The following is a 15,670-nucleotide window of genomic DNA, read 5'->3' as shown; positions in this document are numbered from 1 at the left end:
GCGGTTATAGTTAAGGGTATAGTAAATAATTCTTACGGATTTTCAAGAATACATTAAGGTCATTTTGCCAACTGTCTCTAATTTCCTCAGGCGTTAAGCCAGCTTGAATCTGTTCTTGCAGCTTTTTTGTTCCAGCGAGCTTAGTGAAAAAGGAGTTGAAGAATTCACTTTGGTTGGGCGCTTTCGCGTAAGCGGTAACTAAATATTCAAGATCTAGATTGCTTAATGACTTGCTCTCTTGTAAATCCATACCATAACAAGTTTTATTTTCATGTTTTGGATATTGTGCTCCTGGATTTGATTGTGGAGTAAAGGAAAACTCGTAATCATTTTTATAATATGGAGCTCCAAAAATTTGAAATTGTTTATCCGTACCTCTACCTACACTAACCGTTGTTCCTTCAAAAAAGCAAAGGCTAGGATATAAATTGATGGATTTATCGTTGGGTAAATTTGGAGAAGGAGCTATGGGTATTGAATAATTACTGTCATGACTGTAATCACTCATTTTAATAATAGACAACGGACATTGCAACTTATAATCTAACCAACCTTCACCATTGATCATTTGAGCATATTCACCAATAGTCATTCCATGTACAACCGGAATTGGATGCATGCCGACGAAACTTTGATGTTCTTTTTCTAAAACAGGTCCATCGACATAATGTCCATTTGGATTAGGCCGATCTAGAACAAATAACTTTCGATCGTTTGCTGCACAAGCTTGCATTACATAATGTAAAGTACTTATGTAAGTATAAAATCTAGCACCTACATCTTGAATGTCAAAAATGACAAAATCCACATCGGTGATGTGTTCGTCTTTAGGTTGTTTGTTTTTTCCATAAAGCGATATAACTGGTATACCTGTTTTTGCATCAATTCCATCTTTTATGGTTGCGCCAGCATCAGCAGTACCTCTAAACCCATGTTCTGGAGCAAACACCCTTTTTACTTTGACTCCAAGCGATAGTAAAGTGTCTACAAGATGTACATAAGTGGTGTCCTGGCCTTTAATTTTTTGAACTACACTGGTTTGATTTCCTACTACAGCAACGGTTTTGTTTACAAAACCACGACCCCAAATTCCAATACGATCTGCAGCAGGTTTGGGATAGGTAGGACTTATCGATGAGTCAACAGTGGTTTCAATCGCAGCGTCATTTATGGCAACGACTTTTTCTACCTTAGGTTTACAGTTTGTAAACACTAGTAAAAGCAGTAAAACGCTATATTTGATTGCAGAAAAAGAAAGTTTGAATTTAGAATATTTCATAGCTAAAAGAATACAAAGTAGTACCGCTTATAAAAATAGTGTAAGTGCACCTATAATTAAAATTGCCATAGCAGCAATCGCAATAGGTGTAATCGTAATGTTAATTGCTATAGCCACTGGAGTTGGATTACAGCGAAAAATAAAGGAAAAAGTGAGTGCTTTTAATGGTCATGTTACCATTGCTTTATTTGACAGAAATAATTCCATCACAACAGTAAAACCTATAAGTATTTATCAAGACTTTTATCCTAAATTTAATGAAGCACCACAAGTTGAGCACATACAAGCTGTAGCCACTAAAGGTGCCATGATTCGTACTGAAAAGGATTTTGAAGGCATAATATTTAAAGGAATAGGGCTTGATTATAAATGGGAATACTTTAGTGATTTTATTATCTCGGGACAAGCTCCTGATTTAGATACTGATAAAGCATCCAAAGAAATATTGATTTCTGACGATATTGCTAGACGATTGCAACTTGAGGTAGGAGATAAAGCTCCTACATTCTTTATGAGGTCAGATAGATCTACTCCAATAGCTAAGGCGTTTGTGGTTTCAGGTATATATGACAGTGGACTAGAGGAATACGATTCTAAATTTGTTCTAGGAGATTTACGTCATATTCAAAAAATCAATAAATGGAACGAGGATGAGGTAGGTAATTTTGAAGTGTTTATTGCAGATTTTGATCAATTAGACGATGCAGGTAAACTCATACAATCTAAAACACCTTTTAATCTTAATGCAAGAACGCTCACACAGCAGTTCCCAAGTATGTTCCAGTGGTTGAGTTTATTAGATTCAAATATTTATGGGATTATAGGAATTATTCTAGTTGTAGGAATTATAAATATGATAACAGCGTTATTAGTGCTTATTTTGGATCGTACTCGTATGATAGGCGTTCTTAAATCTCTAGGCGCCAGCAATTGGACCGTGCGTAAAATTTTCTTATACAATGCTATGAACCTTGTTCTACAAGGATTGATAATAGGCAATATATTAGGAATAGGTTTAATAGCTGTTCAATATTTCTTCAGCCCGATAACTCTAGATCCACAAAATTACTATGTTACACAGGCACCTGTGTACATAAGTTGGTACCATGTTCTTTTACTAAATGCAGGAACATTTGTAGTTTGCCTGTTATCTTTATTGTTACCTAGTTACGTCGCTAGTAAGATATCACCGGTAAAAGCCATGAGATTTGAATAAGATTATCTAAATTCACACTATGGCGTTGTTCAAAAGAGATCCTTGGATTCTAGATGTTTACCGTACTTACGGCGGCGAGCATCACTTATACGTGCGTGGTAGGGCGCTTGAGGATCAACCTCTTAAACACTATGAACAACAAACCTTCTATCAAACCTTACGTAACACCTGGCGCACTTTTGCTACCGATGAAATTCGCAATGCTTTAGTAGTGTTAACCTTATCAAACGGTGATAAGTTTGAAACGCGAGCCGATCATGAAGGATACTTTTTATTCAATTTAGAGGTTGATTACAATTTGCTCGATCTGGTAGATGAGTCTGGTTACTTGCCTGTCGTGGTAAGTTTTCATGAGGATAATGCCGCTTTCGCGAAAGCAAAAACTCAAAAGCGTATTGCTATCAACCGATTTAGCGGTGAGATTTTAATCCCTAAAGAAACCTCGTCTTACGGAATTATAAGCGATATTGACGATACCATCATGCATACTGGTGTGACTAGTTTTTTAAAAATGCGTGTTGCTTTCAATACTTTTTTTAAAAATTATGATAGGCGTGTGCCTTTAAAGGGAGCTGCCAGTTTGTATCAATTGCTACATCGCGGTATGGGAGGAAATGATCACAATCCTATGTTTTATTTGAGCAATAGTCCGTGGAATCTATACAAGTATCTTGAAAAGTTTTTGGATTTTCATGGATTTCCAAAAGGGCCTATTTTATTAAGAGATTTTCCTACTCCTTGGGATCGCACGCCAAAGCTTAAACGGCCACATAAAGCCCATGAATTACTAAATATCTTAAAACATTATCCCGATCTCAAATTCATTTTGATAGGCGATAGCGGTGAGCATGATGCCGATTATTATAAAGAGGTTGCGCAACAGTTCCCAAATAGAATCTTGGCTATTTATTTAAGATCAGTTAAACACAGTAAGAAAATGGCGCGAGTAAAAGCCATTGCAAACTCCTTTACCATTTGTCCTATGATCCTAGTTGAAGAGTCAAATGAAGCAGTAAAACACGCTAGACAACATGGATGGATTGTATAAAATGATTTTTATTGCTTTATCTAGGAACTTTAATTCATACTAATCCCATTAATTTTCGGGTGAACAAGTGACTAAAATAGATATAATTCAACATCTGGTTTTATAATAATAAAGCCTTAACTAAGCACCTTTTTATTTTTCTTATAAAACGCATCTGCTTGTTGTTGCATGAGTTCTCGGGCTACACGTTTACGATGGTTGTATAGGGCGTCCTCCTCGGCAATATCTGCATAAACTCTATTGTTTACTTCGCGATCAGTTTGTAATAAGATTGCATGCTGTTGACGTTGTTGTGCTACCCAATTCTCCACTACTGCTAGTCGTTCTTCTAACTTTAAATCATATTCACCTCGTGGTGAGAGAAGTTTGGCTATAATAGGCGATGTTTCAATGGCTAGGAAAAGTAGAAAGATGAAAAATGACGTAATAAAAGGTAATTGATTTAATGCTTCAATTCGAGCCATAAGTCCGTCAAATTTGTCTATGATGGGTTGAGTGCTTGCGATTTGTGCTTTCTCTTGTTCTGCGAGTGTGGCCATTTGAGTTTCTAGGGCCTCAATTTTTTCTGCATTAGTGGCTTTTAGGTCTGTTAACTCTGCTAGAGCTGCATCGTGTTTTTCTCGTTTTTCCTTATAAACGGGACCTTTACCTAGCAAGTTGGTTCCTGCTCGTCCTTCCGCTTCGGCGATGTAAGTGTTGTAGAGTTCATTTACCTCACTTTCCTTATCTGTAATCTCTTGTTTTAGATCTTGGATCGCTTTCGCGAAAGCGGATTCCTCAACCTCATATAATGCAGCGACTTGCTCCTGATTTTCTAGCGTCATCGCGTTTTTTTCTTCTAGCAAGACTTGATCAATTTCTTTTTCAAAGATTTTAAGTTCAAGCGGTTTTGAAATCACCATTGCGATTATAATGGCCAATAATATACGCGGTGTTGCCTGCCATATTTCATTAATTTTTTTATCACTTTTCTTTAGGGTAGAAACAATGTATCTATCCAAATTGAAGATGAGCAAACCCCAAATAAAGCCAAAAAAACCTGCGATCCAATAGTTATCAAATACTGTAAAAAGGGCATAACTAGCAGCAAAAAATGCCATAAGTGCGGTAAAGAAAACGGTGGCACCTATACCGGGCGTATTTGTTACGTTCACCAGCTGTACACTGGTCTAGGAGATCGGCATCGGCGCCGCTGCAGAATATGAAAAAGGATTGCATAAAAAAAGCGTTTACAAGTTGAGGTTATCTTATAAACGCTTGAAATTGTGGAATGTTACATAGGAAGTTAAAATTGAAAATGTTCTAGCTGTTTGGCTGTTTATTGAATTTACATTTTATTATTCGTAGCAGGTGGCGGTGGTGGTAAGTTGGGCCATGGCTGGGCATTTGCTTTTTGAGCTTTGGTTAGTTTATTGTAGATAGCCTTATACTTTTCCACTTCCTTTAATTTAACAATTGGGTATTCAGCGTTACCGTTTTTAGTAGCTAGTTTATTTTTTGCATTGATTTCTTTTGCCCACAAATTATATTTTACCAAGTCTTCATACTCTGGCGCCGGTGGCGGTGGTGGCGGTAAATCCTTTGGATCTATTTGTTCAATTTTTTTGTTTTTAACGTCAATAATATTACCAGCTCTATCATATAATTTACCGTCATTATCTTTTGTGGTGTAGTAATGTATTTTATTATCTACTTTAATATAACCTGATTTAGTCAATGGCGGTGGTGGTGGCGGTGGTGGCAATAGCTTCTTATTATCATTCGTTTCCAAAATTTTTATGGACATGATTCCATTGCTGTCTGGACTTATTTCAACACCATTTTGACCTACTTTTTCAATAATGTAAATCGCATTATCTGCATCTATTTGATCATCTCTTAAGTAATAGTTAAGCTCTTCTTTATGTTGATTGATGTATTCAATCGCGCTTAGATTACCTAATTCCTCAATTACTTCTTTTTCTACCACTATTTCTTTAGATACTGTATATCCCTGTTTTTCAAAATCTTGCAGTTCTCCGAATTTGTTATAAATATCTATTTGATCATCATTGATTTTATAGAAATAATCATCACCTTGTATTTTTAAATAACCTTCTGTAGTGTTAGCATCTACAACAATTAGCTTTTGGTTTTGTTCAGGTATTTCTACTTCCTCAACTTCCTGGAATTTAGTTTCTTCTTTTCCACAGCTGATTATTAAAATTGCAAGTAAAGGAATTAATGCAAGTGATCTAATGATCAAGCTTGTGTTAGATGTTTTAGTTTTCATAATGCGGAATCTTTTTTTAATGATTGGGAAGTTAAAGGTGTTAGCTAGTGAGGTATAATGACTATGCTGGCTATAATTCAAAAGTGTTTCTTGGTATTCTGTGGTGTCTACACCTTGGTCCAATACAGCTTTATCCGGCAAGAAACTCATGATTTAATTTTATAGAATATCGTAAAAGGTATAAAACGGGATTGAACCATAGAAGAATTAATAACAGTTCAACCATCAAAACATCTATTGAATGACGTTGATCCAAATGTACTTTTTCATGTTCTAAAACGAGTTCAGGTATTTGATCGTTAGCATACTGATTTTTAGATACAAATATTCTATTGATAAAAGAATGTGGGACTGTAAATGCATTACGAAGTATTAATTGATAGTTATTGTAAGGTTTAATCTCATCTTCGTTTTCAACCCTAAATCTGATGATGTTTTTTACAAATCGCCATGACATGATGAGAATTCCAATTGCATAAACAGATAATAGAACTGCGGTCCAATCAAAGGTTTCAGTTGGTTGCTCATTATGTAAATCTGTTATTATTGGTTGCTCTACTAGAAAAGCAGATGCACGATCAACTGAAACAACGACTGTGTTTACAACTACAAATGGAATTAACAAAGAGAAAATTGTTGCTAAAAGCAAGTAATATCTTTTAACATGATGCCATGAACTGTTTTCAAGTGTCAGTTTGTAAAACAACCATAGTGCAAATAAAGAAGCAGTGCTATTGATAAGGTAATGTTCCATAAACTATTTCTTTTTAATTTGACTATCTATAATATCCCGTAATTCCTGTAATTCTTCCTGGCTTAGATTCGTCTCTTTTGTAAAAAAAGAGGCAAACTGTGAAGCACTGTCATTAAAGAAATTCTTGATCAATCCATTTACATGTTTAGAGAAATAATCACTTTTTTTAATTAGTGGGGTAATATTGACGACTACGACCAAAAAGGCTTAAAAACCTACAAAAACCTTTATCGGTCATTCGTTTTAATAAGGTAGCAACGGTTGTTGTTGCTGGTTTAGGCTCTGGATAGTTTTCTAATAAATCTTTCATATAGGCTTTGTCAAGTTCCCATAGATGATTCATTAGTTCTTCTTCACTTTTTGACAATTTCATGTTCTACATAATTAGAATTAACTCTACAAATGTAGAATAAAATTTTAATTCTACAAGTGTAGAAGTGTGTTTTATGAAATTAGTGGCAAATTTTACCAGGTTACGATCAAAATCGAATTTCATTGCCGATGTAATACCTATTCTACGAAGTCGATATAAAAAAATATATAATTCAGTAATAATTAACTATAGAGCTAGGCTTGCCTCAATATCAAGCTCTTGTCTTTATAGTATACCGTTCCTTTGAGAGCTAGAAGAGAAATTGTAACGCACTTATTATCGATAAACGACCTAATTTTTGTTAAAAAAGATTACCCATCGTTAAATTAATTATAATTTGAATTATTCTTGCGGTCGAATTCATTATTTTTTTAATTAACTCAAATTCAATTGTAATGAATAAAATTATTTTTTCTGTTTTTTCTACTGTTGGTTAGTATAGCTTACTCACAAGTAGGTATAAATACTAATTCTCCAGACCCTAGTGCGATGCTGGATATAGATTCAGTTGATAAAGGTCTTCTTACACCTAGAATGACTACTGCCCAACGGGATGCTATTACAAGTCCAGCAACGGGATTATTAGTTTTTGATACTGATTTAAATGCTTTCCAGTATTTTGACGGTACTGTTTGGGTTTCTTTAGGTTCAAAGCAATTAAGGGATAATTACAAATTGGTAAAAAGTATTGACGACCTGTCGGATGAATTGGTAGCTGGTGGTGGTACTAAGTATCTTCTCAATACTAATTTTCTTTACGAAATTAATGGTGCGATATTGGTTGACTTTCCTATTGATTTGAACGGAGCTTATGTAGAAGGAGTAGATTCATCTGAAGATATTTTGATTAATGTTTCTAGCGGTAGTCTATTTGAAGGTACTAAGGGTGGTGGATTGCGTTAATTTAACACTTTCAGGCTCTTTACCAGCTGGAACAAAAACACAAATATTTGATATCAATGCAACTGCTGGAGAATTATTACTTATTAACAATACAATTGTTGTCAATGCCAGTAAGGTTGGAACATTAACTGGTTTGAGCACCGGTATTTTTTAGCGTAACACAATATCTTGATAATGATGATGGATTTACTATCAATAATATTACTAACTTCTTTGTAAGTAATATTTTCTGGACACAATCCAATACAGGTACGTTCATGGAGCTTACAGGTTCTTTTAGCAATTTACAAATGAATGGTGGTCCGTATAGAGTCCAACGGAACTGAGATAGGAATTGATGTGAGCACAAATCCTACCATCGTAAACGATGCCACATTATCTCAACTAAGTTTTGTAGGTGATGGGCAATTTATTGATGGATATACTACAGGTTCTTATACGGGATTTAGCTTCACAAAAGACTGGAATGTAAATTGTTCTGGTATACCCTTTGAGTCCGATCAGGTAGCAGCTGGGAATATTTATTATAGTGGTACATTAACGACAGGTTACCCACAGACCATATCTAGTGGTGCTCCTGTACAAATTAAAAGCGCTACTGATTTTGTGGCTACCGACCTTTTTAGATTTAGAGCCGAGGATAATAATAATGACCTAATTTATGAGGGAAAAAAACGGAGGAATGTTCAGATAAATGTTTCACTTAGTATTCGTGTTACTGATGCTGTGAATGATTTTTACGCTTTTGCGATTGCAAAAAACGGTAGTCTCGTTTTAGAAACTAATAGTGTGGTTCAAATTGCTAGCAATACTCAAATTCAAAATGTTGCCTTGAACGGGATATTAACCCTTGAACCTGGTGATAGGATCGAGATTTTCGCTGATAGGTTAACCGGTTCAGGAACTGATGGATTGGTTGTTTTTTCAGAGAACGTAAGTGTACGATAAATAGTTTTAAATATTTCGCTTTCGCGAAAGCGTCAATAAAAAAAATCCCATTCAGTAAGTGAATGGGATTTTTAATGCAATCATAAGTGATTTATTTACTCATCGTTGCAAAGTGTTTATAAAAATGTGGAATTGTTTCAATCCCTTTTAAATAATTCCAAATACCAAAATGCTCATTAGGTGAGTGGATAGCATCACTGTCTAATCCAAATCCCATAAGAATAGATTTACTATTTAATTCTTTTTCAAATAAAGCTACGATAGGTATAGATCCACCACTGCGTTGTGGTATAGGAGTTTTACCAAAAGTATCCTCATAGGCTTTGCTAGCTGCTTGGTATCCTACACTATCAATTGGGGTAACATAGGCAGTACCACCGTGATGAGGTGAAACTTTAACTTTTACACTTTTAGGAGCAATACTTTCAAAGTGTTTTTGAAAAAGATCGGTAATTTCCTTCCAATCTTGATCTGGGACTAGTCGCATTGAAATTTTTGCATAGGCCTTGCTTGCAATGACAGTTTTTGCACCTTCACCAGTATAAGCCACCCCAAATACCATTCACATCTAGAGTAGGACGTATGCTATTACGTTCGTTTGTAGTGTATCCTTTTTCACCGTGTTCCTGTGCTATGTCTAGGGCTTTATTGTAGTCCTCTTGTGAAAAAGGAGCTTTGGCCATTTCGGAACGTTCTTCTTTACTTAATTCTTCGACCTTATCATAAAATCCAGGTATAGTAATGTGGTTGTTCTCATCATGTAATTGTGCTATCATATCGCACAAAATGTTGATAGGGTTTGCTACTGCACCACCATAAAGGCCAGAATGTAAATCACGATTAGGTCCCGTAACTTCTACTTCAACATAACTTAATCCTCTTAGACCTGTAGTGATACTAGGAACTTCTTTTGATATCATACCTGTGTCAGAGATTAAAATGACATCATTGGCTAGTTTTTCCCTGTTGTTTTCTAAAAACCAACCTAGAGATTCACTTCCTACTTCTTCTTCACCTTCAATCATAAATTTAACATTACAGGGCAACTCATTATTTGCAGTAAGATATTCAAGCGCCTTTACATGCATGTACATTTGTCCTTTATCATCGCAAGCACCACGAGCAAAAAATTGCTCCTTCTGGATGAAGCTCTGTTTTTTTAATTACCGGTTCAAATGGCGGACTGTCCCAAAGATTTAATAGGGTCTGGTGGTTGTACGTCATAATGACCGTAAATCAAAACAGTAGGAAGATCTGGATTTATTATTTTTTCTCCATAGACGATTGGGTATCCTGGGGTTTTCACAAATTTCTACTTGATCACAACCAGCATCCTCAAGCGACTTTTTGATATGTTCACTAGTTTTTATCACGTCATTCTTATAAGCAGGATCAGCACTAATGGACGGAATTTTAAGTAGTTCAATCAATTCATTTATGAATCTATCCTTGTGTTTTTCTATATAAGGTTTAGTGTTCATGTGTTGTTGTTTTAGGTAAAGATAAGGAAGAGGTAAAATATTTATCTGAAAGAATTTGTAATATGTGAAAAGTTAGTATATTTGCCGTCCCGTAAGGGTACTATCAGTAATGCGGATGTGGTGGAACTGGTAGACACGCTAGACTTAGGATCTAGTGCCGCAAGGTGTGCAGGTTCGATTCCTGTCATCCGCACAAAAGAAAAGCTCGCTTTAAGCGGGCTTTTTTTTATGTCAAATATCTGCTGTTGCAGTTTTAATTTCATCTAGTTTTCAATATATCTTATAGTAAATCACCAATTATTGGCTACTTAATAATTGGCTTGATTTATGTACATGTAAGTTTGTAAAATTCTTACTACTAATCTATGGAATTTTAAATTGTTTAATAATTAACATTATAAATTAAACAAAATACTATCTTTAGATAAAATTAATTGAACTGGAGTTATTAAACTCACTGGAATTAAAACGTATGAAAAACAAAGAACTTGAGGTTGATGAGTTGATTACTAATGATAATCTACTTAACAATTTAACCTTTGATGAAATAGGAGACGATCACTTATTTACTGGAATGGAAACACCTATGAAAGCTGATGCTTTTGTGATGAGTGATGATGAGAAAAAGGATAAGATTGCCAATTTATTTTCTCAAATCATGGATGTCATGGGTCTTGATCTTACAGATGATTCACTCAAAGGAACACCCAGAAGAGTGGCCAAAATGTATATAGACGAGATTTTTTCAGGTCTTAATCCTGCAAATAAACCCAAAATCGCATTATTCGATAATAAGTATCAATACAATCAAATGTTGGTTGAAAAGAATATTACTTTTTATTCCAACTGTGAACATCATTTTGTTCCAATTATAGGTAAAGCTCATGTGGCCTATATTTCATCTGGCAGGGTGATAGGTTTGTCAAAACTTAATCGAATTGTACAGTATTATGCAAAGCGCCCACAGGTCCAAGAGAGATTGACAAATCAAATAGGGACAGATCTACAAGAGATTCTGAATACAGAAGATGTTGCAGTTGTGATAGACGCTAAACATTTGTGTGTTTCTTCTCGAGGAGTAAAGGATGATACGTCGTCTACCGTGACTGCTTTTTATGGAGGCAAATTTAATGATGATGAAAAAATAAGACAGCTTCAAAATTACATTTACAATCAATAAAATAATTGAGTCGTCAATAATATAAACTTCCCTTTACCGAGGGAAGTTTTTTTATGACTCTGTTTTAAAGTATTCTCTAGCTTTTGAATATAAAAATTTATTGGTGCGAGCACCGTATAATGCCAGAGCACAAACGATAAGTATAAAGGTAAACGCTCCAATAATAGCAGTGTACGGATTCAATGTTTTACCTATCAATTGATGCAGTCCAAAACCAGTAAAAGACCCGTAAATAATTATAAAATGGATAACGTATATAGAAAGAGTCTTTTGCCCAATTATTAAAAGCTTAGAATCTTTAAAGAACCTTTCGAGCGCATAAAAAGTACCGAAAAGGATAAAAACATTTCCTAATCTAGTAATAAGGTAATTGTAGTAGGCGACCGATTTAAATAGCTCAATGTCAGTAGTGCGGTATAATATCATTAAAAACCAGCTAGAGTGATAAATCAATAAAATACCAACCACAAAAAATCCGATAATTAATAAGGACTTGAACTTTTCTTTCAAATGATATTTATAAAAAATGGAGGCAATAAAACTACCTATGGACATATATCCTAACCAAGGCAAAATAGTAAAGATGCTACCATTATTTTTTGATAAATAATTGGCTATAAAAACAGGCAGCTGGCTGGTATCTAATTCTCTATAATACGGTTCTAGTAGAAAGATGCTTGCACCCAGAATAAATTGAATTAGGGAAAAAACAAGAGAATTTTTAAGAACTAGATAATAACATCCTACAGTAATAATAAGTGATAGACCTATACACTGTAAAACATCTACCCGTAAAAAATTGGTACCTAGTCTTCCATCTAGCCAGGTAAATAAAGAGATGCGTAAAGAGTAGCCAATTCCTATTAAAAGTAATCCTCTATAAAACCCTTTTTTTATGCGTTCATTCGCTATTCCTTGTTTTTTAGATTTTAACAAAAGGAATGAAAATATTAATCCTGAGATAGTGAAAAAGGTAGGCGCAGTTATTCCTCTAAAATAATTCCATATCTCGTAAAAAAAGTTGCCTTGTACATGAAATTCTGGCGCCAGTAAGGTAGAGATAAAATGCCCTTGTAACATCATTAAAATAGCAAATGCTCTTACCGCATCAATAAAGAATATTCTTTTAGGATTCACCGATTAGTTTAATAGTTGATGTATAGCAAAATTAATGATAAACATTAACTCAAAAGTACTGTCTAGAATATTCAATGTTTTAAAGGTGTTGTAATCGGTGGAATAAAATGTAGAAATGGATTCAATTCAAAATAGCTGTAAAACAAAAAAGCCTCTCCTTTTGGAAAAGCTTCTCACAAAGTGTTTTCACACTTTCTGTCTTCAAATTGAAGACCACACAACTTGATTTGTTTTCTTTTAAAAAGAAAAGCGGTCTGGACGGGATTCGAACCCGCGACCCCATGCGTGACAGGCATGTATTCTAACCAGCTGAACTACCAGACCGTGTTCTAAAGAACTTTGCTATCGCAGCTTTTTGCTTTAGCGGTTGCAAATATATACTCATTTTTAGTTTTGCACAAACAATTTTTTACTTTTTTCAATTAATTTATTTTTTAACCTTAAGATAGCATTCTAAACAGCTTTGTTTAAAGGTGATTAGATACTTTTACGCTATGATAAAATTATTAGCTACCGATATAGATGGGACTCTTTTAAATGATAATCGAGAGATTTCATCTTCAACTATAAAGGCATTTAAAGATCTTCATATTCCTAAAATTTTGATATCTGCACGCATGCCTCAAGCCATGACGCACTTACAAGAAGATTTAAAAATTACAGATCATCCCATGATTTGTTACAATGGAGCGCTTGTAATCTCAAAGGATCAGTCAATTGTGGATATAACGATACCTTTTAATACCATTTCTGATTTTGTCGAAATTGCCAGAACACATGATTTACATTGTAGTATTTATAGAGGTAAGGAGTGGTTTGTTCCTGAGTTGGATTTCTGGGCAAATAGAGAAATCAATAATACTAAGGTAGAGCCAGTTGTTCAGGATTACGGGCGTACTTTAGAATATTTCAATCAGACTAGACATAAAGGTGGTGCTCATAAAATAATGTTGATGGGTGACGAGGAGTTTATGGATCTCGCTTTCGCGAAAGCGGAATCTAAAAAATTACCCGTACACTTATACAGATCAAAAAACACGTATACCGAAATAACACCAAATGGAATTTCCAAAATAGAAGCATTGAAGGAGCTTTTAAAGCACGATTTTTCCAACATAACTGTTGAGCAGGTTGTTGCTTTTGGAGATAATTACAACGACGTTACCATGATTAAAGAAGTTGGTTATGGGATAGCGGTTGATAACGCAAGAGACAAGGTGAAAGAGGTTGCTGTCGAAGTTACTGACCATCATAAACAAGATGGTGTTGCAAATTGGTTAATAAAAAATTCTCGTTTGTTCCAATAAAAAAAGCGGCCTCACACATGGTGAAGACCGCCTTTTCATATAGGTTGTGCAATCAATTACTATTCGATTACTATAATATCATTAGTAGATAATTGTGCTGCGCTCATTACTTCTTGATAATTGGTTACATCAACAGTACCAGCTAATTCCACAGGTAAAATTACAATCCTGAATGTCTGATTTTGTAAGTCTGCAGGAGCAAGCTGCGACAAATCGGTCGTTGCAGGAGCGTCAATAAACAACTCTACGTCACCGTTTGTTGCATCATAATTATATTGAAACTCACCAAAATCAGTATACAATACTTGTGGTAGTAATCGCCATACATCAACTGTGCCGCCGTTATTTCCTGGAACTTCATCCCACAATAAATACGTAAGTACCATGTCATCTGGGAAAGTTTGAATGTTATTTGGGAAAGGAATTAGTTGTGCATAGTCTGGTGCAAAAAAGTCAGTTGTAACTTCGAATGACTGGGCTGTAATATTAACTCCATCTAATCCATCAAAACCCGGTGGACCTTGTGGTCCTTCACATGCTGCAAATGTTACTGCTGCAATTACTAAAAGTATTATTTTTTTCATGGTAAAAGTTTCTTATCTTTCTTCAATAAGCGTGCCTAAAAATGAAAAATCTAATATTTCTTTTACTTGTTTGTGTTTTTAATATCAATTTTTCCATCTCACAAAGTGAAGCTGACAGCTTGTACGAGGCAGGTGAATTTAAAAAAGCAATATCCTTATACCAGGTAAAAGAAGATGCTGATTCTGCTTATAAATTGGGACGCATATACCAGCAACTAGGAAATAGAGAGCAAGCTGTTTTTTACCTTTCTCAGTCTATTTTAAGAGACTCTAAACACGTTCAAGCGCAATTTCAATTGGGGAAAATTGAATTGTCAAATAATCCAGCAAGAGCCTTCACTCTTTTTTTAAACTTGACAGAACGTTTTCCGGAAAATGCTACTTATTTCTATTACCTAGGAAAAGCGCAACAAGAATTAGGTGTCGAGGAAAAAGCTACCGAATCATTTAAAACGTCTATTGCTTTAAATGAAGATTATCTAAATAGTTACTATGCACTTATAGCCTCTTATATTAAAACACGTAATGAAATGTATGCCATTAAATATGCTCGAGAGGTATTAAAAAAACATCCTGAGAATAATAAAGCAAGGTTATATCTAGCTCAGGCTTTTTACAATAGTAAGCTGTATGATAATGCAGTTGATGAACTTGAATTATTAATTCAAAATGGTAAGGTTACAGACTATACGACACGAACTATTGGTATTGCTTATTTTGAATCGCAACAATATGAAAAATCAATAGAGTGGCTCAAAAAATATATCGAAATGTTTGAAAAGGAAAGTGCTTTATCTTACTTCTATTTATCTAAGGCATATTCTAGAATGGAAAACTGGGAAATGGCCCTTGAAATGATAGATAGATCCATTGAAATTCGTAGACCGGCCTTGTCAAATGAATTTTTACAAAAGGCTACCATTTACAGAGGTCAGCGCAATGAAAAAGAGGCTTTTAATTTTATAAAGAAGGCTTATCAAGAAAATAAAAACGATGATCTTGTACATTACCAATTAGTCATCGCCGCAGATGAATATTTCAAAGAAAAAAAAACAATTATCAAATACTACGAGAACTTCATAAAAGCACACCCAAAAAGCTCATTTAAAGAAATGGCACAAGCCAGATTGAGCGATTTGAGAAAGATAGATTTTATGGAGGCTAAGGAATAGTAAACTAATTGTAAAT

12 protein-coding genes, 2 tRNA genes and 3 pseudogenes are annotated in these 15,670 nt (G+C 34.7%); 8 read left to right on the top strand and 9 right to left on the bottom strand.

Annotation, left to right across the window (positions count from 1 at the left end; genetic code table 11):
* Nucleotides 1-10 precede the first annotated feature (10 nt).
* A complete protein-coding gene (locus I5168_RS01995; protein ID WP_431472290.1) occupies nucleotides 11-1,279 on the bottom strand; it encodes an exo-beta-N-acetylmuramidase NamZ family protein in 1,269 nt (422 codons plus the stop codon).
* Between I5168_RS01995 and I5168_RS01990 the strand changes: the two genes are divergently transcribed.
* Entirely contained in the window at nucleotides 1,260-2,495 is a 1,236-nt protein-coding gene (locus tag I5168_RS01990; protein WP_431472751.1) for an ABC transporter permease, read from the top strand. The two genes, I5168_RS01995 and I5168_RS01990, sit on opposite strands and share 20 nt — an antisense overlap.
* 19 nt (nucleotides 2,496-2,514) lie before the next feature.
* Complete coding sequence (locus I5168_RS01985) at nucleotides 2,515-3,543, top strand: App1 family protein (protein ID WP_431472289.1); 1,029 nt, start codon at nucleotides 2,515-2,517, stop codon at nucleotides 3,541-3,543.
* A gap of 116 nt (nucleotides 3,544-3,659) precedes the next feature.
* Here I5168_RS01985 and I5168_RS01980 read toward each other — a convergent pair.
* The 4 genes and pseudogenes from I5168_RS01980 to I5168_RS01965 all read right to left on the bottom strand — a co-directional run bounded on the left by I5168_RS01980 (nucleotide 3,660) and on the right by I5168_RS01965 (nucleotide 6,942).
* A pseudogene (locus I5168_RS01980) lies at nucleotides 3,660-4,761 on the bottom strand (DUF4407 domain-containing protein).
* Nucleotides 4,762-4,870: 109 nt separating this feature from the next.
* The gene (locus I5168_RS01975; protein WP_431472288.1) at nucleotides 4,871-5,965 is read right to left on the bottom strand and encodes a hypothetical protein; all 1,095 of its coding nucleotides are present in this window, start codon (nucleotides 5,963-5,965) and stop codon (nucleotides 4,871-4,873) included.
* Complete coding sequence (locus tag I5168_RS01970; protein WP_431472287.1) at nucleotides 5,946-6,569, bottom strand: M56 family metallopeptidase; 624 nt, start codon at nucleotides 6,567-6,569, stop codon at nucleotides 5,946-5,948. The genes I5168_RS01975 and I5168_RS01970 overlap by 20 nt, the downstream gene beginning before the upstream one ends.
* A gap of 3 nt (nucleotides 6,570-6,572) precedes the next feature.
* Nucleotides 6,573-6,942: pseudogene (locus I5168_RS01965) on the bottom strand (BlaI/MecI/CopY family transcriptional regulator).
* Nucleotides 6,943-7,371: 429 nt separating this feature from the next.
* On the opposite strand from I5168_RS01965, the gene I5168_RS01960 reads away from it, so the two are divergent.
* Together I5168_RS01960 and I5168_RS01955 are read left to right on the top strand one after the other, a co-directional pair.
* The gene (locus I5168_RS01960; RefSeq protein ID WP_431472286.1) at nucleotides 7,372-7,845 is read left to right on the top strand and encodes a hypothetical protein; all 474 of its coding nucleotides are present in this window, start codon (nucleotides 7,372-7,374) and stop codon (nucleotides 7,843-7,845) included.
* Nucleotides 7,846-8,139: 294 nt separating this feature from the next.
* Entirely contained in the window at nucleotides 8,140-8,793 is a 654-nt protein-coding gene (locus I5168_RS01955; protein WP_431472285.1) for a hypothetical protein, read from the top strand.
* A 91-nt stretch (nucleotides 8,794-8,884) separates the two neighbouring features.
* Here the strand turns inward: I5168_RS01955 and I5168_RS01950 are convergent.
* Nucleotides 8,885-10,274: pseudogene (locus tag I5168_RS01950) on the bottom strand (dipeptidase).
* A gap of 111 nt (nucleotides 10,275-10,385) precedes the next feature.
* Here I5168_RS01950 and I5168_RS01945 point away from each other — a divergent pair.
* Both I5168_RS01945 and folE read left to right on the top strand, forming a co-directional pair.
* Nucleotides 10,386-10,467: transfer RNA gene (locus tag I5168_RS01945), tRNA-Leu, on the top strand.
* A 279-nt stretch (nucleotides 10,468-10,746) separates the two neighbouring features.
* A complete protein-coding gene (gene folE / locus I5168_RS01940) occupies nucleotides 10,747-11,454 on the top strand; it encodes a GTP cyclohydrolase I FolE (RefSeq protein ID WP_105018259.1) in 708 nt (235 codons plus the stop codon).
* Between the two features lie 51 nt (nucleotides 11,455-11,505).
* Here the strand turns inward: folE and I5168_RS01935 are convergent, their stop codons facing one another.
* Both I5168_RS01935 and I5168_RS01930 read right to left on the bottom strand, forming a co-directional pair.
* A complete protein-coding gene (locus I5168_RS01935; RefSeq protein WP_431472284.1) occupies nucleotides 11,506-12,591 on the bottom strand; it encodes a heparan-alpha-glucosaminide N-acetyltransferase domain-containing protein in 1,086 nt (361 codons plus the stop codon).
* 250 nt (nucleotides 12,592-12,841) lie between these two features.
* A tRNA-Asp gene (locus I5168_RS01930) sits at nucleotides 12,842-12,915 on the bottom strand.
* 170 nt (nucleotides 12,916-13,085) lie between these two features.
* Between I5168_RS01930 and I5168_RS01925 the strand changes: the two genes are divergently transcribed.
* Complete coding sequence (locus tag I5168_RS01925) at nucleotides 13,086-13,898, top strand: Cof-type HAD-IIB family hydrolase (protein WP_431472283.1); 813 nt, start codon at nucleotides 13,086-13,088, stop codon at nucleotides 13,896-13,898.
* Between the two features lie 59 nt (nucleotides 13,899-13,957).
* Here the strand turns inward: I5168_RS01925 and I5168_RS01920 are convergent, their stop codons facing one another.
* Complete coding sequence (locus I5168_RS01920) at nucleotides 13,958-14,482, bottom strand: hypothetical protein (protein ID WP_042275986.1); 525 nt, start codon at nucleotides 14,480-14,482, stop codon at nucleotides 13,958-13,960.
* Nucleotides 14,483-14,523: 41 nt separating this feature from the next.
* Between I5168_RS01920 and I5168_RS01915 the strand changes: the two genes are divergently transcribed.
* Complete coding sequence (locus tag I5168_RS01915; protein ID WP_431472282.1) at nucleotides 14,524-15,654, top strand: tetratricopeptide repeat protein; 1,131 nt, start codon at nucleotides 14,524-14,526, stop codon at nucleotides 15,652-15,654.
* Nucleotides 15,655-15,670: the final 16 nt, after the last annotated feature.

The organism is Nonlabens sp. SCSIO 43208, assembly GCF_050703575.1.
Taxonomy (GTDB): Bacteria; Bacteroidota; Bacteroidia; order Flavobacteriales; family Flavobacteriaceae; genus Nonlabens; species Nonlabens tegetincola.
Note: the sequence above shows the minus strand (reverse complement) of the source record. Positions and strands in the feature narration are given on the sequence as shown.